Origin of the sequence: Paraburkholderia sp. RL17-368-BIF-A, from assembly GCF_046054045.1 — a bacterium.
GTDB classification, from domain to species: domain Bacteria; phylum Pseudomonadota; class Gammaproteobacteria; order Burkholderiales; family Burkholderiaceae; genus Paraburkholderia; species Paraburkholderia graminis.
Genome location: NZ_JARESN010000013.1, coordinates 14008 through 35648 on the forward strand (window position 1 = coordinate 14008; position 21641 = coordinate 35648).

The following is a 21641-nucleotide window of genomic DNA, read 5'->3' on the forward strand; positions in this document are numbered from 1 at the left end:
CCGGAAGCTGCCGGTCGAAGCAAACCGGTTCGGCGGATCAAGCGTGTTACAGCGCTTCGCCGGCCACCCGCAACGCCCCGCGTGCCACGCGCTCGCGGGGCGTTGTTGCATGCGCGCCGCGTTTTTTCGCGTTTCGCGATGCAAAGCGGGTGTTTCGCGACCGCCGCAGCAGCCGCCTTTCGTAATATCCCTATAATGGCCGTGCCGCAAATTTGGCTGCGGCGCCGCCGACGACAGGAGGATGCCTTGGCGAGAACGAAAGAGACGCGAGCGAATGCCGCGCCCGGCGCCGGAACGATTTTCGCGCTGCGCGCCATCGGTCTCGTGCTTCTCGCCCGCTGGCTGTTTTCCATGTCGGCGATGGATCTGACGACGTCGCTATCGGCGATGGCGTCGTCGCCGTGGGCGTGCGTCAACCTCGTCTTCCTGTTCCTGCTGATCTTCTTGCCGGGCGCGCGCGCCGTGGCCGAGCGTCCGTTCCATCCGCTGCCGCAATGGCTGCGGCAAGCGCTGCGTCTCTTTGCGTTCCTCGGGTTTCTGTTTGCGGTCTGGGTAGTCAGCGCGTTTGCGATGAGCGCCGGCTGGCGCCGCGCCGCGCAAACCGTGGCCGCGACCAACGGCTGGCTGCTGGTCGCACCGGCGCTCTACGCGGCGGTTCTGTGGATCTGCCGGCCGCGGCCGCTCTGGCGCACCAACATCGCCGCGCGACGCTTTGCGATCGGACGCTATGCGGTGTCTCTTGACCCGCTGACACGCACGGTGAGCGTATGGGCCGAGCGTCGCAAGGTGGGGCAGTACGACGCGCGCGAGCTCTCGGTGCGCTGGGCCGACGGTGCGGGCACGCGGTCTGCGGCGCCGCCCACGCCGGTGATCGCGCTGCATGCCGCAGGCGATGCGGTGACGTCGTCTGCGCCGCGCGCGAGCGGCGCGCCGTCGCTTGCGCGGGCCGCGTTTGGCCGTCGTCCGAAAATCGAATTGCTGTGGGATTCGCCTGCGGCCGCGGGTCACAACCGGCAGACCGTGTTTCGCGCCGCGTTGACGACCGAAGGCGATCGCGTCGCGGCACGCGCGCTCGACAGCACGTTGCGGCAAGTCTGAATCTGAAGCGCGCTGTGTGCCGTCGCTCACATGCCATGACGGACGAGCGCGTTGTAAAGTAAGCCGTGGTCGATAATGAAACCAGGACGCCGCCCGCGCTTGACGGCGGGCGAGCGATAACAACGATGTGCCGTGTCGTTAGCAGGAGTCGCTATGCTGGTTCGCTGGTTACTTGCCGCTCTTCATCTGCTTGCTTATGGCTTCGCGCTTGCGTCGATCCTGCGGCGCACGTGGTCGCTGCGTCGCGCGGCGGTGCCGGCCGCGCTGCGCTCCGTGTTCCGGGCCGACACGCGGTGGGGCCTGTCCGCGCTGGTGCTGATCGTGACGGGGCTGATGCGCGTTTTCGGTTCTTACGAGAAGGGCGCCGACTACTATCTCCACGAGCCGCTCTTTCACCTCAAGATGACGCTGCTCGTCATCATCATCCTGCTTGAAGTTCCGTCGATGCTCGCCTTGATGCGCTGGCGCGCGTCGATACGAAAGGGCGAGGCGCCGGACCTGCACAACGCACGCCGCTACGCGCACTTGAGCGTGATACAGACTGTCCTGCTGGTGCTGATGGTGTTCGCCGCGACCGGCATGGCGCGCGGCATCGGCTTGCCTGCGGGCGTGGTGTAAGCCGGCGGCGCGTCAACGGAATAGGCTTTGAATAAAGGCATTTCCGTGTGACGCGCGTCATCGTCGGCGTTCTTACTTGCCGACCAGCAGGCTCGAATCGTCAGTCGTCGAACTGCGCATGCGCGCCGTTTCCTGGCGGACGGGGACGGGCGGTTCGCTCAAGCCTTTGATCAACTCCAGTGCCTGCCGCTCGAAGAGCCGCCGGTACAGGCCGTTCTCGAGACCGATCAGCGTTTCGTGGCTGCCTTCTTCGATCACCTTGCCCTTGTCGAGCACGAGCAACCGGTCGAGTGCGCGCACGGTCGACAGGCGGTGCGCGACCACGAGCGTCGTGCGGCCGAGCATCAGCCGCTCCATCGCCTGCTGGATCAGTACTTCGCTTTCGCTGTCGAGGCTCGACGTCGCTTCGTCGAGAATCAGAATGCGGGCGTCGGCGAGAAACGCGCGCGCGATTGCCACACGCTGACGCTCGCCGCCCGACAGCTTGATGCCGCGCTCGCCGACCAGCGTGTCATAACCGCCGGGCAACGCGCTGATGAAGTCGTGCGCGTTCGCAAGCCGCGCGGCTCGCTCGATGTCGGCGCGGCTCGCGTCCGGACGCGCATAGGCGATGTTCTCCGCGAGCGAGCGATGAAACAGCACCGGCTCCTGCTGCACGATCGCAATCTGGCTGCGCAACGACGCCTGCCTGACCTGCGCGATGTCCTGACCGTCGATCGTGATGCGGCCTTCCGAAACGTCGTAAAGGCGCTGGATCAGCTTGATAAAGGTCGTCTTGCCCGAGCCCGAATGGCCGACCAGCCCGACGCGTTCGCCAGGCGCAATGCGCACGGAGAAGTCGCGGTACAGCGGCGTGGCGTTCGCCCCATAGTGGAAGGTGACGTGCTCGAAGCGGATCTCGCCTTTGCCAATTGCGATCGGACCGGCGCCCGGCCGATCTTCGATACCGAGCGGCTGGCGCTCCAGCGACACGAGTTCTTCCATGTCGTTGACGGAGCGCTGCAAGTTGCGAATGTGCATGCCCACGTCGCGCAAATAGCCTTGCAGCATGAAGAACATCGTCAGCGCGAACGTGATGTCGCCGACGCTCGCCTCGCCGCGCAGCCACAGCATCAGAGCGGCGCCTAGGATGGCCGTCTGGATCGCCACCAGCATCGCGCCCTGCACGCCGCCGTTGATCGTGCCGCGAATCCACGTGCGCCGCGTGCGTTCGCGCCATTTGCCGATCACGCGCGCAAGCAGTACTTCCTCGCGCTCTTCCGCGCCGAAGGCCTTGACCACGCCGTTGCAGCTCACCGCGTCCGCGAGCGCGCCGCCCATGCGCGTGTCCCACGCATTCGCGAGGCGCGCGGCGGGCGCGACATAGCCGAGCGACAGCGCGACCGTTACCGTGATGTAGATCAGCGAGCCGATGCCGACCACCGCGCCCATCATCGGCCAGCGCCAGCCGAGCAGCAGCGTCGCGCCAACCAGCATGATCAGCGACGGAAACAGTGCGATCAGCAGCGTGTCGTTCAGCAGGTCGAGCGCCCACATGCCGCGCGTGATTTTGCGCACGGTAGAGCCCGCGAAGCTGTTCGCATGCCAGTCGGTCGAAAACCGCTGCACGCGATGAAACGCGTTGGCGGCGATCTCGCTCATCATCTTCAGCGTCAGCTTGATGATGTTGAAGTACATGCCTTGCCGCAGCAAGGTCGCGCCGAGGCCGAGCGCGCCGAGCACGCAAAACGCCGTGATGGCCGCGTGCCAGGCGCTGCCGCGCGCGGCCGGGCCGGACGCGATGGCGTCGACGAGGTGGCCGGCGAACATCGGCGTCAGCACGTCCGCCACCGCTGAGAGCATGACGAGCGCCGCAATGACGACGATGCGCCACGGCTGTTTCGCCCAGTGAATGAAGGTGAAGCCGAGGACATCCTTAAAGGCTTGTCCGCGAAAGTCGAGTTTTTTTCCGGTCATTTTTCGACAACCCCGGCGCGCATGGCGCAACGGGGTTCCAGTCAAAAGCAGGATGAAGAGATAGTCGAAGCACGCGGTTAAACCGCAATGAAGCTGCGGCAATGAAACTGCGGGCAACAAGCCTGCGGAGCGAGCGGTGGACCATCTGGAATTGCGCGGCGCGCCTGCTTCGGCTGCACCGCGGATGGCGACAGGTCAGTGACCCGTCAGCGGCGACTCAGGAAACAACTGAGAGGCAAACGCGAGCGCCGCGGGACCATGTCAGGGACGGCCATATGCACTGCAAACATGTGACGCCTCCCTGTGGTCAATGAGGTGGAGAAAGTAGACGGGGCGAATGCCCGAACACCGACTATATCAGCGCTGTTTTGCCGTCGCAATCGACGAGGTTTCGGTGTTGACGGCACGGCCGATTACGGAGCCGCAAAACCGGATGCCAATACAACGACAAGACAGCGCGCCAAAACGGAAAAGGGCTCACGCATTTCTACGTGAGCCCTTTGTCTTCGGTGATCGACGCACCAAGAATCTGGTGGGTAGTACTGGGATCGAACCAGTGACCCCTGCCGTGTGAAGGCAGTGCTCTACCGCTGAGCTAACCACCCGAAGAGATTGAGATTATCTCAGGCATTGCCGAACTCGTCCAGCACTTTTTAAGCGGCTTGCTCATCCGACACGGCCGACACGGGCGCAGGTTCGAGACGCCATACGCTCGTGCCTTTGATCGCCTTGTCGAGGCCGTCGAGAACTTCCTGATGCGCGGCGAGCTCGTCGTCGCTGGCCGCGATCACCACGAGATCCAGCGATTCGATCGCCACGCGCGGCGCATGCGCTTCGCCGCCGGCGTGCGATTCGCCGAGCATGTCGATGACGAGGCTTTCCTGGCCGCGCGTCATCGCAAGATAAACCTCGGCGAGCAGTTCCGAGTCGAGCAGCGCGCCGTGCAGCGTGCGGTGCGCGTTACTGATGCCGAAGCGATCGCAGAGCGCGTCGAGCGAATTGCGCTTGCCGGGGAACATCTGCTTGGCGCGCGCGAGCGTGTCGATGATCTCGCCGCAATACGTGCTCACGGGCGGCAGGCCGAGCAACGCGAATTCGGCGTCGAGAAAGCCGATGTCGAAGGGCGCGTTGTGAATGATCAGGTCCGCGCCCTGGATAAAGTCGCGAATCTGGTCGGCGATGTCGGCGAACTTCGGCTTGTCGCTGAGGAATTCGGTGGTCAGGCCGTGGACCGCCAACGCGCCGGGATCGCTGTCCCGTTCAGGATTGATGTAGAAGTGCAGGTTGTTGCCGGTGAGCCGCCGGTTCACCAGTTCGACGCAGCCCAGTTCGAGGATGCGGTCGCCGGTGCGGGCGTTCAGGCCGGTCGTTTCAGTATCGAGGATCAGTTGACGCATATCGGTTTTAGCTTTGCCTCAGAAGTTGCAGCCGCAAACAAGCAGCAAAAGAACGCGCGGGCCGGCGGCTTGGCGTCATAGTTCCGCGAGCGACGCGACGCCGCGGTTGGCGAGCTGATCGGCGCGCTCGTTCTCCGGGTGCCCGTTATGGCCGCGCACCCAGCGCCATTCGATTTCGTGCTGCGCGACGAGCGCGTCGAGCCGCTTCCACAAATCCGCGTTCTTGACCGGCTGCTTCGCCGCCGTGACCCAGCCTTTCTTTTTCCAGCCGTGAATCCACTCGCTGATGCCTTTCTGCACGTACTGCGAATCGGTGTGCACGACGGCCTTGCATGGACGCTTGAGCGCTTCGAGCGCGGAAATCACGCCCATCAGCTCCATGCGGTTGTTGGTCGTATTCGCTTCGCCGCCGAACAGCTCTTTTTCCTGATCGCCGAAGCGCAAAAGCGCGCCCCAGCCGCCGGGGCCGGGGTTGCCCTTGCAGGCGCCGTCCGTATAAATGTCGATGATGTTCGCTGTCATTGAGTGTGGTTGCGTGTATTCGGTGTGGCGGCGGGCGCGAGGCCCGCGGCGAGGACGGGTTTCTTCACCTTCAGCGGTCCGACGAGGCGCATGCCGCGCACGCGCTTGATCGCCTTGATCATGTAAGTCGCGCCGAAAATCGGCCACCAGCGGTCGCCGGCGGCTTCCATGAAGCCGTAGCGGGAGAGCCACTGGTCGCTGTCGAGCGGCGGACGATAGCAGCCGAAGCGCCCGCGTTCAAGGTCGAAACCAAGCAGCTTGATCCAGTCCTTAAGACGCGTGAAGGCGATCAGATCGACGGCGGCGGGCACGAACGGCCGGCCGGTCATCTTGCCGACCGATTGCCGCGCGCCCCAGAGCGACAACGAGTTGAAGCCGAGAATGATCAGTTGGCCTTCCGGCATCAGCACGCGTTCGGCTTCGCGCAGCAGGCGGTGCGGGTCGCTCGTGAATTCGAGCGTGTGCGGCATCACGATCAGGTCGACGCTCTGCGCCTCGAACGGCAGATCGAGCAGATCGCACCAGACGGCACTGCGCCCCGTTGGCGAAGGCAGCGGCGCAAACGCGCCGCGCGCCGGGCCGTGCGTCGCGCCGTGCGTCGGATTGCCCGCTCCGTTGCCGGCGTGCGCGTCCGCGCGCGGGAAGCTGTAGGGCGCGCTCGCGCCGCTGGCGGCGTCCAGCACCAGCCCGCGGCAGGGCATGCGATTTTCGCGCAAGGCGTCGAGCTGCGGCAGGCCGAGTTGCAGTGCGTGGTAGCCGAACACGTCCGACACCACACGGTCGAGCTGGGTCTGTTCCCACTCGAGCACGTAACGGCCAGGCGGCGAATCCGTCCAGGCGGGCCAGTCTATAATCGCTCGGTCAGTCATATCAAAGAATGCGTCGCCTATGAATGCGCTCGAGTACGTACCGGTCCCGGCGTTTGAAGACAATTACATCTGGGTCGTTTCCGACGGACACCACGCGGTAGTCGTCGATCCGGGCGAGGCCGCTCCGGTTCGCGCCTATCTGGCCAAACGCGGGTGGCGGCTGAGCGCTATTTTACTCACGCACCATCATCAAGACCACGTCGGCGGGGTGGCCGATCTGCTGAACGGCCAGGACGTTCCCGTCTACGGGCCCGCCGGTGAAGCGATCGAGCGTGTCACGCAGCGTCTTGAAAATGGCGATCGGGTGACGATTGCCGCGCCTGCGCTCGAACTGAGCGTGCTGGACGTGCCAGGTCATACGAGCGGCCACATCGCCTATTTTCAGGCGGCTGATCCCGGCGGCACGCCTCATGTGTTTTGCGGCGATACGCTGTTCGCTTGCGGATGCGGCCGGCTGTTCGAAGGCACGCCGCAGCAGATGCTGGCGTCGCTCGACTCGCTCGCCGCGTTGCCCGGCGAAACGCAAGTGCACTGCGCGCACGAATATACGCTCTCCAACATCCGCTTCGCGCTCGCCTGCGAGCCGGGCAACGCCGACTTGCAAGCGTGGCGCGACCAGGCGGCCGACTTGCGAGCCCGCAATCTGCCGACGCTGCCCACCACCATTGCCCACGAACGCGCGGTGAATCCTTTCCTGCGGGCCGGCAATCCCGCCGTCCAGGCAGCCCTGCAGGAGCAGTTGCACGAGAAAGTATCGGACCGGCTTGGAGCGTTCACGCTGATGCGCGAATGGAAGAACCGCTTCCGGTGACCGGGTCGGCCCTGGGGTCTTCCTCAAGCGAAGAATCGGAAGAATTCGCCAAGCCTTAGATTTGCTTGATTTTTTCGTCAATTTCCAATTGACGTAGACGTTAGGGTTTCGTACTATCGGCTGCAAATTCCAGCCCTTGTGGAAGCCGAGACGTTCATGCGATTTATCTTTAGTGCGTTGCTGGTCCTGACGCTCGCCGCCTGCGCGAGCCAGGGACCAACGACGGTCAGCCCCACCACCGCAACAAATCCCGCCAGTCAGCAAGCCGTAGCAGACGCACTTCGCAAGACAGCCACCGCCAAGGAAACCATCAACGTCGACAAAGGCTCAGTCACGCAGTTGACGAGCGCGGACGCCGACTTGTGGGGCCGTATTCGCCGTGGTTTCCAGATGCCCGACCTGCAGACCGACCTGGTCGACATGCAGGTCAACTGGTATGCGCAGCGTCCCGATTACGTGCAGCGCATGACCGAGCGCTCGCAGAAGTACCTGTACCACATCGTCGAGGAGCTCGAGGCGCGTCATATGCCGACCGAGCTCGCGTTGCTGCCGTTCATCGAGTCGGCGTACAGCCCGCAGGCGTTGTCGGTCGCGAAGGCGGCCGGCATGTGGCAGTTCATGCCGGGCACCGGCCGCACCTACAACCTCAAGCAGAACATGTGGCAGGACGAGCGCCGCGACGTGCTGGCTTCGACCAGCGCCGCGCTCGACTATCTGTCGCGTCTGCATGACATGTTCGGCGACTGGCAGCTCGCGCTCGCGGCGTACAACTGGGGCGAGGGCAACGTGCAGCGCGCCATCGCGCGTAACGAAGCGGCGGGCTTGCCGACCGACTATCTGAGCCTGCGCATGCCGAACGAGACGCGCAACTACGTGCCGAAGCTGCAGGCCGTCAAGAACATCGTGATGAACCCGCAGATGTACGGGCTCGCGCTGCCGTCCATTCCGAATCACCCGTATTTCGTGACCGTCACCACGTCGCACGATATCGACGTGGACATGGCCGCCAAGCTCGCCAATCTGCCGCTCGACGAATTCCGCTCGCTGAACCCGTCGTTCAGGAAGCCGGTCATTCTCGGCGCGACGCAGCCGCAAATCCTGCTGCCGTTCGACAATGCGAGCGCGTTCGAGCGCAATCTGAAAACGTATTCGGGTTCGCTGTCGTCGTGGACCACGTACACGGTCACCGAGCGTTCGGCGCCCGCGGCGATTGCGCAAAAAATCGGTGTCGACGCCGACACGCTGATGGAAGTGAACAAGATTCCGGTCGGCATGCGTCTTAAGCCGGGCTCCACGATCGTCGTGCCGCGCGGTTCGGACGACGACGAGGACATCAGCGCGGACGTCGCGGAAAGCGCCGTGCTCGCGATGGAGCCGGACGTCCCCGATACGCGCAAGATGCTGATCCGCGTGCGCCGCAATCAGTCGATGGCGGCTATCGCGCTGCGCTACGGTGTATCCGTCGGACAGTTGAAGGCGTGGAACCGGACGCATCGCGACAGCGTGTCGCGCGGCCAGGTCGTCGTGCTGCACGTGCCGGTCGGCCGGGCGGTCCCGAGCGAACCGGGGCCGGAGCGCATCGCGACCGACGTCGAAGGTGGCGGCGTCCAGAAGATCGGCACGCGCGTCGGCGGCTCGAAGCGCGAAGCGCGCAGCGAGAGGACGAAAGGGCGCGGACATTCGGCGGCGGTGGTGAAGGTGTCCGAGCCGGTGGCGAAGGGCGGCAAGTCGAAAGCGTCCGCGGCGCCTGCCGGCAAGGTGACGAAGGTATCGGCTTCCACTTCCAGCAAGAGCAGCAAGAGCACGAAGAAGAGCAACTGATGCAGGTTAATGCTGGTTGATGCGCCGATCCGGTTTTGACCGACGCACAACCTGCCGCAATCTGAGATGAAATGAGTTTTCGACGCCGTCGCCCTGTGGTGACGGCGTTTTTCATTGTGCGCCGTACGACAGTTGGTGCTTGCCTACCGGCCGGGGCGTGCTACTGCCGTCGGGCGCCAGGCGCGACGATGCGCGAATCTTTCCTCCGCGATTTCGATCCCGCCGCCGGGCGTCTTGACGCTATCCCGAAACGGCCGCCGCGCATAAGCCCGGCAACCGCGCAAGCCGCTCGCAGCAAGGCTTTGACCCGCCGGGCGAGCACCGCCACGCCCCCGTCCAGCCATCTCGGATTTGGAGAGAACGGCGGTTTCCGGCTATAATTCCAAGGTTTGAGCTTATCAACCCGCACCCTAGCGCCTACCTCTCCCATACCGTTCATCCGCCGCGCGCCACAGGCGTAGCAAGAAGGGCCCGCACCTCGCCGATCCGTCCACACAATGGACCCATCGTGCGCCCCTTGCGACGTCAACGGCAGTACGCGAGCGAGTCTGCGCGCGCATCCCGTGATGCTGTTCGCTGCGGCTCGCAAACCGGATAGGCAGGTCGGCAACAGGGTGTTCCCCCAAGGAGTCTCCCGTGTTGCCGTCATTTTCTCCCGCTCTGCTCGCGCTCGCCGACGGCACGGTCTTTCGTGGTTATTCGATCGGCGCCCCCGGGCATACCATCGGCGAAGTCGTGTTCAACACGGCTATCACCGGCTATCAGGAAATCCTGACTGACCCGAGCTACGCGCGCCAGATCGTCACCCTCACGTATCCGCACATCGGCAATGTCGGCGTCAACGCCGAAGACGTCGAAGCGACGAAAGTCCATGCCGCCGGGCTGATCATTCGCGATCTGCCGGTCCTCGCGTCGAACTTCCGCATGGAGCGCACGCTCAGCCAGTATCTGCAGGACGAAGGCGTGGTCGCCATCGCCGGCCTCGACACCCGCAAGCTGACCCGCGTTCTGCGCGACAAGGGCGCGCAGAACGGCGCGATTCTCGCCGGTTCGGACGACGAAGCAAAGGCCATCGAACTCGCGCGTTCGTTCCCGGGCCTCTCGGGCATGGACCTCGCGAAGGTCGTGTCGACGAAGGAAACCTACGAGTGGACGCAAACCGAATGGCGTCTCGGCAGCGGCTACGGCAAGCAGAACGCGCCGAAGTACCGCGTCGTCGCGTTCGATTACGGCGTCAAGTACAACATCCTTCGCATGCTGGCGGAGCGCGGTTGCCACGTCACCGTGCTGCCGGCGCAAGCTACCGCGGCTGATGCGCTCGCGCTCAATCCGGACGGCATCTTCCTGTCGAACGGCCCCGGCGACCCGGAGCCGTGCGACTACGCGATCAAGGCAACCAAAGAGCTGATCGAGCGCGGCATTCCGACCTTCGGCATCTGCCTCGGCCATCAGATCATGGGCCTCGCGCTCGGCGCGAAAACCGTGAAGATGAAGACCGGTCACCACGGCGCGAATCATCCGGTGAAAGACCTGGAAGACGGGCGCGTGGTCATCACGTCGCAGAACCACGGTTTTGCTGTCGATGCGAACACGCTGCCCGCCAATGCCCGCGTCACGCATGTGTCGCTCTTCGACGGCACGCTGCAAGGCTTCGCGCTCTCCGACAAGCCGGCTTTCTGCTTCCAGGGTCACCCGGAAGCATCGCCGGGCCCGCACGACATCGCGTATCTGTTCGACCGCTTTACCGGATTGATGGACGCGAAGAAGGCCGGCAAGACCGCGGCGGCGTAAGAACGCACGCCGCGGCAAGCCCGGCGGCAAGCCCGGAATCAGGCAGCCAGAAGCAAAGCGCGCGCAACGCCCACGCGGCGCGCGCCGACGGAAAGAATTCAGGAATACATTAGCGAGAGCGTTATGCCCAAGCGGACAGACATCAAGAGCATTCTCATTATCGGCGCGGGTCCGATCATCATCGGCCAGGCGTGCGAGTTCGATTACTCGGGCGCGCAGGCATGCAAGGCGCTGCGTGAGGAAGGCTACAAGGTCATCCTCGTCAACAGCAATCCGGCGACGATCATGACCGACCCGAACACGGCCGACGTGACCTACATCGAGCCGATTACGTGGGAAGTGGTCGAGCGCATCATCGCGAAGGAGCGCCCGGACGCAATCTTGCCGACCATGGGCGGCCAGACCGCGCTGAACTGCGCGCTCGATCTCCACGCGCATGGCGTGCTCACGAAGTACAACGTCGAGCTGATCGGCGCGTCGCCGGAAGCCATCGACAAGGCGGAAGACCGCCAGAAATTCAAAGACGCGATGACGAAGATCGGCCTCGGTTCGGCCAAGTCGGGCACCGCGCATTCGATGGAAGAAGCGCTGTCGGTGCAAGCGGACATCGCGGCACAAACCGGCAGCGGCGGCTATCCGGTCGTGATCCGCCCGTCGTTCACGCTCGGCGGCTCGGGCGGCGGCATCGCGTACAACCGCGAAGAATTCGAAGAGATCTGCAAGCGCGGCCTCGATCTGTCGCCCACGCGCGAGCTGCTGATCGAAGAATCGCTGCTCGGCTGGAAAGAGTACGAGATGGAAGTGGTCCGCGACAAGAAGGACAACTGCATCATCGTCTGCTCGATCGAAAATCTGGACCCGATGGGCATCCACACCGGCGACTCGATCACCGTCGCGCCGGCGCAAACGCTCACCGACAAGGAATATCAGGTGCTGCGTAACGCGTCGCTCGCGGTGCTGCGCGAAATCGGCGTGGACACGGGCGGCTCGAACGTGCAGTTCTCGATCAATCCGAAAGACGGCCGGATGATCGTGATCGAAATGAACCCGCGCGTGTCGCGTTCGTCGGCGTTGGCGTCGAAGGCCACCGGCTTCCCGATCGCCAAGGTCGCGGCCAAGCTGGCGGTCGGCTACACGCTCGACGAGCTCAAGAACGAAATCACCGGCGGCCAGACGCCGGCTTCGTTCGAACCGACTATCGACTACGTCGTCACCAAGATTCCGCGCTTTGCGTTCGAGAAATTCCGCGAAGCTGATTCGCGCCTGACCACGCAAATGAAGTCGGTCGGCGAAGTCATGGCGATTGGCCGCACCTTCCAGGAATCCTTCCAGAAGGCGCTGCGCGGTCTTGAAGTCGGCGTCGACGGTCTGGACGAAAAGACCACGAACCGCGACGAGATCATCCGCGAAATCGGCGAAGCCGGCCCGGACCGTATCTGGTACGTGGGCGACGCGTTCCGTATCGGCATGACGGCGCATGAAATTTTCGAAGAGACGTCTATCGACCCGTGGTTCCTCGCGCAGATCGAACAGGTCGTGCTGAAGGAAAAGGCGCTGGCCGGCCGCACGCTCGCGAGCCTTTCGAAGGAAGAGCTCAAGTATCTGAAGCAGAGCGGCTTCTCCGACCGGCGTCTCGCGAAGCTCGTCGGCGCGAAGCCCGCTGAAGTGCGCGCGCGCCGCATCGAGTTGAATGTGCGTCCGGTGTACAAGCGCGTCGACACGTGCGCGGCGGAGTTCGCGACGAAAACCGCGTACATGTACTCGACCTACGAGGAAGAGTGCGAAGCGAACCCGACGAACAACAAGAAGATCATGGTGCTGGGCGGCGGCCCGAACCGGATCGGCCAGGGCATCGAGTTCGACTACTGCTGCGTGCACGCCGCGCTCGCCATGCGCGAAGACGGCTACGAAACGATCATGGTCAACTGCAACCCTGAAACCGTTTCGACCGACTACGACACGTCCGACCGTCTGTACTTCGAATCGCTCACGCTTGAAGACGTGCTCGAAATCGTCGACAAGGAAAAGCCGGTCGGCGTGATCGTGCAATACGGCGGCCAGACGCCGCTGAAGCTCGCGCTCGACCTTGAAGCGAACGGAGTGCCGATCATCGGCACGTCGCCGGACATGATCGACGCCGCCGAAGACCGCGAGCGTTTCCAGAAGCTGCTGCAAGACCTCGGCCTGCGTCAGCCGCCGAACCGCACCGCGCGCGCCGAAGACGAAGCGCTGAAGCTCGCCGACGAAATCGGTTATCCGCTCGTCGTGCGTCCGTCGTACGTGCTGGGCGGCCGCGCGATGGAAATCGTCCACGAACCGCGCGATCTCGAGCGCTACATGCGCGAGGCCGTGAAGGTATCGAACGATTCGCCGGTGCTGCTCGACCGCTTCCTGAACGACGCGATCGAATGCGACGTGGACTGCATTTCGGACGGCGAGGCGGTGTTCATCGGCGGCGTGATGGAGCACATCGAACAGGCGGGCGTGCACTCGGGCGACTCCGCTTGCTCTCTGCCGCCGTACTCGCTGTCGAAGGAAACCGTGGCTGAGCTCAAGCGCCAGACCGGCGCGATGGCGAAGGCGCTGAACGTGATCGGTCTGATGAACGTGCAGTTCGCGATTCAGCAAGTGCCGCAGGCGGACGGCTCGAAAGAAGACGTCATCTACGTGCTGGAAGTGAACCCGCGCGCCTCGCGCACGGTGCCGTACGTGTCGAAGGCGACCAGCCTGCCGCTCGCCAAGATCGCGGCGCGAGCAATGGTCGGCCAGAAGCTCGCGCAGCAAGGCGTGACGAAGGAAATCGAGCCGCCGTACTTCAGCGTGAAGGAAGCGGTGTTCCCGTTCGTCAAGTTCCCGGCAGTCGATCCGGTGCTCGGACCCGAAATGCGTTCGACCGGCGAAGTGATGGGCGTGGGCCGCACGTTCGGCGAAGCGCTCTTCAAGTCGCAGCTCGCGGCGGGCTCGCGTCTGCCGGAGTCGGGCACGGTGCTGCTGACGGTGATGGACGCCGACAAGCCGAAGGCCGTCGAAGTCGCGCGCATGCTGCACGAACTCGGTTATCCGATCGTCGCCACCAAGGGTACGGCAGCCGCGATCGAAGCGGCCGGCGTGCCGGTGAAGGTCGTCAACAAGGTGAAGGACGGCCGTCCGCACATCGTCGACATGATCAAGAACGGCGAGATCGCGCTGGTCTTCACGACCGTCGACGAAACGCGCGCGGCGATTGCCGATTCGCGTTCGATCCGCATGAGCGCGCAGGCCAACAAGGTCACGTACTACACGACGATGTCGGGCGCGCGCGCGGCGGTCGAAGGCTTGCGCTACCTGAAGGACCTGGAAGTCTATGATTTACAAGGTTTGCACGCTCGCCTAAACTAAGGCTTCGAATACCTGTCCAGGATGTAAGTGCCGCGGTTAAGCGGCGTTTCGCAGGTGCTGTGGTCCGGGTTTTCCTCCGGCCGCCGGCTCCCGCGAAATGCACTTAACCGCGGTGATTTTTTTTACGGCCGTTTTTTGTTCCAAAGCGCTCCCATCTGCCGCTTTAGCGCCAGATCCCAAAAAGGGCCGGGAGGGTTTGGAGCGGCCCGGCGTTTTTTCGAGAGTTGTTTATGAGCACTATTCCATTGACCAAGCGCGGCGCAGACATGCTGCGCGACGAATTGCAGCGGCTGAAATCGGTCGAGCGCCCCGCCGTGATCAACTCGATCGCGGAAGCGCGCGCGCAGGGCGATCTGTCCGAAAACGCGGAATACGATGCCGCAAAAGAGAAGCAGGGCTTTATCGAAGGCCGCATCGCCGAAATCGAATCGAAGCTGGCGGGCGCGCAGGTGATCGACCCGTCGCAGGTTGAGGCGGACGGCCGCGTGGTGTTCGGCGCGACCGTCGAACTGGAAGACCTGGACTCGGGCGCATCGGTCAAATATCAGATCGTCGGCGACGACGAAGCGGACATCGACCATGGCCTGATCTCCATCAGCTCGCCGATTGCGCGCGCGCTGATCGGCAAGTCCGAAGGCGATGTCGCGTCCGTGCAGGCGCCAGGCGGCGTGCGCGAGTACGAAATCATCGCGGTCAGCTACGTTTGAAGGCGACTCCGGTGTCACTGATGCCGCATCGAATCTTTCGTCTGCTGACAGTTGTGTGGGTCGGCAGTCTGCTGACTATCGGCTATGCAGTCGCGCCGGTGCTGTTCACGTCGCTCGACCGGTCGACGGCGGGCGCGGTGGCGGCGCAACTGTTTCGCATTGAAGGTCTGCTTGGCGCGGTCTGCGGCATTTTGCTGCTCGGTCTCGCCAACGTGGTGATCCGACGCGGCGGCAACGCATACCGGCGCTTGCGCTGGCTGGTGGCCGGCATGCTGGTCTGTGTGCTGGTCGGTTATTTCGCGTTGCAGCCCTTCATGAACGCGATGCGCGTGGCCGCGCTGGAAGCCGGCACGGACATCGCGCATTCCGCCTATGCGGCACGCTTCGGCATGCTGCACGGCGTTTCGAGCGTGTTCTACCTGATCGAAAGCCTGCTTGGCATTGTGCTCGTGTGGAAATTGCCCGTGGGCACGGGAGCCGGCGCCGCGCAGCAGGGCGCTCGCGACGATGTGTCCGGAAAAGTAGCGGGCTAGGAAGGCTGGCGGTTGCGGCAGGCGCCGCACGCAGCGCAGGCAAGGTGCGGCTCGCGCCGCACCGTTAATCAGCCTGCCTGTTTCAATCGATTATTTCGACTGCTTATTTCGACTGCTTATTTCGACTGATGCGCGCGCTTCGCGCTGGTTTGCCGCTTCTTCGCGCGCTTGATGTTGCCGCCTTGCGTGACGCGCTCGTTGCCGCGCACCAGCACGGCTTTCGCCTTCGGCTTGCGCATGGGCACTTCGCTCGGCTTCACGACCTTGACGACGCGCGGCGCGCGGCCCTTGCCGGGGTTGGCTTCGACAGCGGCTTCGCGGGCGCTCGGCAGTGCGCCGCGTTTGCCTTTTATCGCGGGTTGCGCGGCGGCTTCGGGCTTCCAGATGACCAGCAGCTTGCCGATATGCTGGATCGGCGCGGCGTTCAGCTTGTCGCAGATCTGCTCGTAGATCGCGATGCGCTCTTCGCGTTCGTCGCCGAACACGCGGATCTTGATCAGCTGATGAGCGGCGAGGTGGACCTTGATCTCGGCGAGCACGGCGTCGGTCAAACCTTCGGCGCCGACGAGCACGACCGGTTTGAGCGCATGTGCTTGGGAGCGCAACTCGGCGCGTTGGTCGGAAGAGACTTTGAGGGCGGGCATGTGAAGTGGGAGACTCGACTAAAATGGCGGCACCTGCGCTCCCCAGTCCGTCTTTCGGCGAATTGGAGCGGAACACGATTGGGACACTGCGGCAGGCGGCGCGTCAGGACAACAGAATCGCGGATAACTGCCAGTTTTCTGGCGGGAGCCGCGCGAATTAACCGCGTATTATCCGCTAAAGCGTGACATGACGCAGCAAGAGTTCAACGTTTAATGGCAAAAAACAAGTTTAATACGGCGTGGCTGCACGACCACATCAACGATCCCTACGTGAAAATGGCGCAGCGGGAAGGCTATCGCGCCCGCGCCGCCTACAAGCTGAAGGAAATCGATGAGCAGGACAAGCTGATCCGGCCGGGGCAGGTCATCGTCGATCTCGGTTCGACGCCGGGCAGCTGGAGCCAGTACGCGCGCAACAAACTGGCAAAAGGGTCGCAGCGCGACGCGGAGCGTCAGGGCGGGATCGACGGCACGATCATCGCGCTCGACCTTCTGCCGATGGAACCGGTCGCCGACGTCCACTTCATTCAGGGCGACTTCCGCGAGGAAGCCGTGCTCGGCCAACTGGAAGAATTAGTCGGAGAGCGGCAAGTCGATCTTGTAATTTCGGATATGGCGCCCAACCTGTCGGGAGTGGCATTGGCGGATGCGGCGCGAATCGAGCATTTGTGCGATCTCGCGCTGGAATTTTCGCAAAATCACCTGAAACCGGATGGAGCCCTTTTAGTCAAATGCTTTCACGGCAGCGGTTACAGCCAGATTGTCGAAAAGTTCAAGCGCCAGTTCAAGGTGGTGGCTGCCCGCAAGCCCAAGGCTTCGCGGGACAAGTCGTCGGAAACGTTTATTTTGGGTAAGCATCTGAAAAGGCCCGCGTAGGGCGCCGCGTAGTCCCCGCCATGCTATTTCTGTGGTAGCGAAACCTTATGGCAGGGGTCTGCGGACTGGATTAGAATGCTTTCGTGGTGCCGCAAGGCAAATGTAGGCGCCCGTCTAAGTGAAGGAGTGGTGCTTTGAACAACAATATGTTTTCGAAGGCAGCAGTGTGGCTGGTTATCGCACTGGTGCTATTTACGGTGTTCAAGCAGTTCGACAAGCCCCGTGTCCAGGAAGGCGTTTCCTATTCGCAGTTCATGGACGACGCGAAGAACGGCAAAGTCAAGAACGTCATTGTCCAGGGGCGGAACCTCACGGTCACTCCAGCAGACGGCCAGAAGTACCAGATCGTGTCGCCGGGCGACATCTGGATGGTCGGCGATCTGATGAAGTACGGCGTTCAGGTAAGCGGCAAGGCTGACGACGAACCCAATGCGCTGGTTTCCGCGCTGTATTACCTCGGGCCGACGATCCTCATTATCGGTTTCTGGTTCTACATGATGCGACAGATGCAGGGAGGCGGGAAAGGCGGCGCCTTCTCGTTCGGCAAGTCGCGCGCGCGTCTGATCGACGAAAACAACAACGCAATCAATTTCACCGACGTCGCCGGTTGCGACGAAGCGAAGGAAGAAGTCTCCGAACTGGTCGATTTCCTGCGCGACCCGCAGAAGTTTCAGAAGCTCGGCGGCCGTATTCCGCGTGGCGTGCTCCTCGTCGGCCCACCGGGAACGGGTAAGACGCTGCTTGCTCGCGCCATCGCGGGCGAAGCGAAAGTGCCGTTCTTCAGCATTTCGGGTTCGGACTTCGTCGAAATGTTCGTCGGTGTCGGCGCGGCTCGTGTGCGCGACATGTTCGAGCAGGCGAAGAAGCACGCACCGTGCATCGTGTTCATCGACGAAATCGACGCGGTCGGCCGTCATCGCGGCGCCGGCATGGGCGGCGGTAACGACGAGCGCGAGCAGACGCTGAATCAGATGCTCGTCGAAATGGACGGCTTCGAGGCGAACTCGGGCGTCATCGTGATTGCCGCAACGAACCGTTCGGACGTGCTCGACAAGGCGCTGCTGCGTCCGGGCCGTTTCGACCGCCAGGTGTACGTCGGTCTGCCGGACATTCGCGGCCGCGAACACATCATGAAGGTTCACCTGCGCAAGGTGCCGATCTCGAACGACGTCGACGCAGCGGTCATCGCGCGCGGCACGCCGGGCTTTTCGGGCGCCGATCTGGCGAACCTCGTGAACGAAGCGGCATTGTTCGCGGCACGCCGCGGCAAGCGCATCGTCGAAATGACGGATTTCGAAGACGCGAAGGACAAGATCTTCATGGGTCCGGAGCGCAAGTCGGCCGTGATCCGCGAAGAGTCGAAGCGCGCTACCGCGTATCACGAGTCGGGCCACGCAGTCATCGCGAAGCTGCTGCCGAAGGCCGATCCGGTGCACAAGGTCACGATCATTCCGCGTGGCCGCGCATTGGGCGTCACGTGGCAGTTGCCGGAGCACGACAACGAAACGTACTCGAAAGACTATCTGCTTGACCGTCTTGCGATTCTGTTCGGCGGCCGCGTTGCGGAAGAGTTGTTCCTGAACCTGATCAGCACGGGCGCGTCGGACGACTTCAACAAGGCCACGCAAACCGCGCGCGCCATGGTCGCTCGCTTCGGCATGACCGACGCGTTGGGACCGATGGTCTACGTGGACGACGAAAACGACGCCACGCCGTTTGGTCGCGGCTTCACGCGGACCATTTCGGAAGCCACGCAGCAGAAGGTCGACGCGGAAATCCGCCGCGTGCTGGACGAGCAGTACAACCTCGCGAAGCGCCTGCTGGACGAAAACCGCGACAAGGTCGAGGCAATGACCGCCGCGCTGATGGAGTGGGAAACGATCGACGCCGATCAGATCAACGACATCATGGCAGGACGTCCGCCGCGCTCGCCGAAGAGCTCGCCGCCGTCGGCAAGCGACGCGTCGTCGGGCGGCAGCCCCGGTACAGAAGTCAAGCCGGGTAGCGCGACCGCGCCGGCCTGATCGGCTGGCAGTAGAAAGTGCGGGCCGGTGTGTTTCACACCGGCCCGTTTTGCATTTATCCGCCTATTCGCCTTCACGCTACGTGTCTACCGCCGCTTTCTCTCCTTCCACCATCCCCGAGCCGTTGCAGTGCGGGCGGTTCAAGCTGAGCTTCGAACGCCCGTTGGTCATGGGCATCCTGAACGTCACGCCCGATTCTTTCTCCGACGGCGGCCAGTACGCGATGCGCGCCGATGCGTTGCGCCAGGCGGAGCGCATGATGCTCGAAGGCGCGGACATCATCGACATTGGCGGCGAATCGACGCGCCCCGGCGCGCCGCCCGTGCCGCTCGACGAAGAACTCGAGCGCGTGATCCCGCTTATCGAGCAACTGCGTGGCGCCAACGTGCCGCTCTCGGTCGACACCTACAAGCCCGAAGTGATGCGGCATGCACTGAGCGCGGGCGCCGATCTGATCAACGACATCTGGGGCTTTCGCATGCCCGGTGCCGTGGATGCGGTGCGCGACAGCGACTGCGGCCTGTGCGTGATGCACATGCTGGGCGAGCCGCAGACCATGCAGCTCGGCGAGCCGGCTTACGGCGATGTCGTCGGCGAAGTCAGGCAGTTTCTGGAGGAACGCGTGGCGGTGCTTACGCAGGCGGGCATCGCGCGTGGCCGGATCAGCGTGGACCCCGGCTTTGGTTTCGGCAAGGCCGTGGTCGAGCACAATTACGCGCTGCTCGCGCGGCTGGCAGACACCGCGCCGCGGGCAGAGCCGCCGTATCCGATCCTCGCGGGCATGTCGCGCAAATCGATGATCGGCGCCGTCACCGGTCGCGCGGCGCCGGAGCGCGTCGCGGGCAGCATCGCCACGGCGGTGTTGGCTGCGGAACGCGGCGCGGCAATCCTGCGCGTGCACGACGTCGCGCAAACAGTAGACGCATTGAAAGTCTGGGCAGCTCTGCGCGACGCGGCGAATGGCGCCGGCCCGCGCGGTTGAGCCCAAAGCAAGGAGGAATATAAAAGATGGCACGTCGTTATTTCGGCACGGACGGTATTCGGGGCAAGGTCGGCGAAGGGCCTATTACGCCGGAATTTGTATTGCGGCTCGGCTATGCAGCGGGCAAGGTGCTCGTCGGCGCGGACCGCTGGGCGCGCACGGGCACGCGGCCCACGGTGCTGATCGGCAAGGACACGCGGGTGTCGGGCTACATGCTCGAGGCCGCGCTCGAGGCGGGTTTCTCGGCGGCGGGCGTCGACGTGATGCTGGCCGGCCCGATGCCGACGCCGGGCATCGCCTATCTGACGCGCGCGCTGCGGCTCGCGGCCGGCGTCGTGATCAGCGCGTCGCACAATCCGTATTACGACAACGGCATCAAGTTCTTTTCCGCCGACGGCAACAAGCTGCCGGACGACGTCGAATCGCAGATCGAAGAGCACCTCGAGTTGCCGCTCGCCTGCGCGGCGTCGGAGCAACTCGGCAAGGCGCGGCGTCTCGACGACGCAGCGGGCCGCTACATCGAGTTTTGCAAGAGCACGTTTCCGGCCGCGTTCGATTTGCGCGGGCTGAAGCTGGTGGTCGATTGCGCGCACGGCGCCGCGTATGACGTCGCGCCGCACGTCTTTCACGAGCTGGGCGCCGAGGTCATTCCGATCGGCGTCGCGCCGAACGGCTTCAATATCAACGACGGCGTCGGCGCGACCGCGCCCGATGCGCTGGTGCGCGCGGTGCGGGCGAATCACGCGGACCTCGGCATCGCGCTCGACGGCGACGCCGACCGTCTGCAGGTCGTCGACGCGGCAGGACGCCTCTACAACGGCGACGAACTGCTGTACGTGCTGGTGAAGGACCGCATCGCGACCGACGGCAAGGTGGAAGGCGCGGTCGGAACCTTGATGACCAATATGGCCGTCGAGGTCGCGTTGCAGGCGGCGGGCGTCAAGTTCGTGCGCGCGGCAGTCGGCGACCGCTACGTGCTCGAGCAGTTGCGCGAGCACGGCTGGCAGCTCGGCGCGGAGGGGTCCGGCCACATTCTGTCGCTCGACCGCCATTCGACGGGCGACGGCATCGTCTCCGCGCTTCTCGTGCTCGCCGCGATGAAGCGCAGCGAAAGAACGCTTTCCGAACTGCTCGACGGCGTCACGCTGTTCCCGCAGAAGCTGATCAACGTGCGCATGAAGCCGGACGCCGACTGGAAGGGCAGCGACGCTATCCGGCGTGCGATTGCGAGCGCGGAAGACGCGCTCAATGGCCGCGGGCGCGTGCTGATTCGCGCGTCGGGCACGGAGCCGGTGCTGCGCGTGATGGTCGAGGCGGAACACGTCGACGATGCGCTGCGCCACGCGGAAGCGATCGCGGCCGCGGTGAAGCAGGCGACGGCGTAAGCGGTCACTCACCTGCGAGCGTGGCGGCTGTGTGTCGCCCTGCTTGTCTGTAGGACCGTGGGCGTTTTCCGCCGCAGTTGCCTGACGGAACGCGCCCGCCAAACCGCATATCTGCCCTGGCTTAGGCGCGTCTACGGATCTTTCTACTCATTCGCGGTCGCCGCGCTCGGCCGGCACGCGTGCATTCGCCCACTGGCGTACCCGGAAGCCCGCAGCCGCCACACCCGCC

Annotated in this window: 17 protein-coding genes and 1 tRNA gene; 12 read left to right on the plus strand and 6 right to left on the minus strand. The window is 63.9% G+C overall.

Translation table 11 applies throughout. From position 1 onward, the window contains the following. Window positions 1-246: 246 nt before the first annotated feature. On the plus strand, window positions 247-1098 hold the full coding sequence (locus tag P0D87_RS21715; protein ID WP_053858542.1) for a hypothetical protein: 852 nt from the start codon (window positions 247-249) through the stop codon (window positions 1096-1098). A gap of 153 nt (window positions 1099-1251) precedes the next feature. Further along, window positions 1252-1716 (plus strand): DUF2214 family protein, encoded by a 465-nt coding sequence (locus tag P0D87_RS21720; RefSeq protein WP_029967752.1) that lies wholly within the window; start codon window positions 1252-1254, stop codon window positions 1714-1716. A gap of 72 nt (window positions 1717-1788) precedes the next feature. Here the strand turns inward: P0D87_RS21720 and P0D87_RS21725 are convergent, their stop codons facing one another. The 5 genes from P0D87_RS21725 to P0D87_RS21745 form a co-directional block, all read right to left on the minus strand. Then, on the minus strand, window positions 1789-3672 hold the full coding sequence (locus tag P0D87_RS21725) for an ABC transporter ATP-binding protein (RefSeq protein WP_053858541.1): 1884 nt from the start codon (window positions 3670-3672) through the stop codon (window positions 1789-1791). A gap of 530 nt (window positions 3673-4202) precedes the next feature. Continuing rightward, window positions 4203-4277, minus strand: a tRNA-Val gene (locus P0D87_RS21730). A gap of 48 nt (window positions 4278-4325) precedes the next feature. Next, window positions 4326-5069 (minus strand): DNA polymerase III subunit epsilon, encoded by a 744-nt coding sequence (gene dnaQ / locus P0D87_RS21735; protein ID WP_053858540.1) that lies wholly within the window; start codon window positions 5067-5069, stop codon window positions 4326-4328. 75 nt (window positions 5070-5144) lie between these two features. Further along, window positions 5145-5591 carry a ribonuclease HI gene (rnhA, locus tag P0D87_RS21740; protein WP_006051973.1) on the minus strand — a complete coding sequence of 149 codons (447 nt, stop codon included), beginning with the start codon at window positions 5589-5591 and terminating at the stop codon, window positions 5145-5147. Continuing rightward, window positions 5588-6460 (minus strand): class I SAM-dependent methyltransferase, encoded by an 873-nt coding sequence (locus tag P0D87_RS21745; RefSeq protein WP_006051974.1) that lies wholly within the window; start codon window positions 6458-6460, stop codon window positions 5588-5590. Before P0D87_RS21745 ends, rnhA begins: the two co-directional genes overlap by 4 nt. Before the next feature lie 19 nt (window positions 6461-6479). On the opposite strand from P0D87_RS21745, the gene gloB reads away from it, so the two are divergent. The 6 genes from gloB to P0D87_RS21775 all read left to right on the plus strand — a co-directional run bounded on the left by gloB (window position 6480) and on the right by P0D87_RS21775 (window position 15501). Continuing rightward, window positions 6480-7271 (plus strand): hydroxyacylglutathione hydrolase, encoded by a 792-nt coding sequence (gene gloB, locus P0D87_RS21750; RefSeq protein ID WP_006051975.1) that lies wholly within the window; start codon window positions 6480-6482, stop codon window positions 7269-7271. A 156-nt stretch (window positions 7272-7427) separates the two neighbouring features. Next, window positions 7428-9092 (plus strand): transglycosylase SLT domain-containing protein, encoded by a 1665-nt coding sequence (locus P0D87_RS21755; RefSeq protein ID WP_006051976.1) that lies wholly within the window; start codon window positions 7428-7430, stop codon window positions 9090-9092. Between the two features lie 636 nt (window positions 9093-9728). Next, complete coding sequence (carA, locus tag P0D87_RS21760) at window positions 9729-10883, plus strand: glutamine-hydrolyzing carbamoyl-phosphate synthase small subunit (RefSeq protein ID WP_053858539.1); 1155 nt, start codon at window positions 9729-9731, stop codon at window positions 10881-10883. Between the two features lie 123 nt (window positions 10884-11006). Then, entirely contained in the window at window positions 11007-14261 is a 3255-nt protein-coding gene (carB, locus tag P0D87_RS21765; protein WP_006051978.1) for a carbamoyl-phosphate synthase large subunit, read from the plus strand. Between the two features lie 230 nt (window positions 14262-14491). Next, the gene (gene greA, locus P0D87_RS21770) at window positions 14492-14968 is read left to right on the plus strand and encodes a transcription elongation factor GreA (RefSeq protein WP_013340018.1); all 477 of its coding nucleotides are present in this window, start codon (window positions 14492-14494) and stop codon (window positions 14966-14968) included. A 20-nt stretch (window positions 14969-14988) separates the two neighbouring features. Continuing rightward, entirely contained in the window at window positions 14989-15501 is a 513-nt protein-coding gene (locus P0D87_RS21775) for a DUF4149 domain-containing protein (RefSeq protein WP_053858538.1), read from the plus strand. 116 nt (window positions 15502-15617) lie between these two features. Here P0D87_RS21775 and P0D87_RS21780 read toward each other — a convergent pair whose 3' ends face one another. Continuing rightward, window positions 15618-16145: a YhbY family RNA-binding protein gene (locus P0D87_RS21780; RefSeq protein WP_006051981.1), complete on the minus strand. Its 528-nt coding sequence runs from the start codon at window positions 16143-16145 to the stop codon at window positions 15618-15620. Between the two features lie 213 nt (window positions 16146-16358). On the opposite strand from P0D87_RS21780, the gene P0D87_RS21785 reads away from it, so the two are divergent. From P0D87_RS21785 to glmM, 4 genes are all read left to right on the plus strand, one after another. Beyond that, complete coding sequence (locus P0D87_RS21785) at window positions 16359-17021, plus strand: RlmE family RNA methyltransferase (RefSeq protein ID WP_006051982.1); 663 nt, start codon at window positions 16359-16361, stop codon at window positions 17019-17021. Window positions 17022-17155: 134 nt separating this feature from the next. Continuing rightward, entirely contained in the window at window positions 17156-19045 is a 1890-nt protein-coding gene (gene ftsH, locus P0D87_RS21790) for an ATP-dependent zinc metalloprotease FtsH (RefSeq protein ID WP_006051983.1), read from the plus strand. Between the two features lie 82 nt (window positions 19046-19127). Beyond that, window positions 19128-20027 carry a dihydropteroate synthase gene (gene folP / locus P0D87_RS21795; RefSeq protein WP_082367019.1) on the plus strand — a complete coding sequence of 300 codons (900 nt, stop codon included), beginning with the start codon at window positions 19128-19130 and terminating at the stop codon, window positions 20025-20027. Window positions 20028-20053: 26 nt separating this feature from the next. Beyond that, window positions 20054-21412, plus strand: coding sequence for a phosphoglucosamine mutase (glmM, locus tag P0D87_RS21800; protein ID WP_006051985.1), 1359 nt, complete (start codon window positions 20054-20056; stop codon window positions 21410-21412). The last annotated feature ends 229 nt before the right edge of the window (window positions 21413-21641 follow it).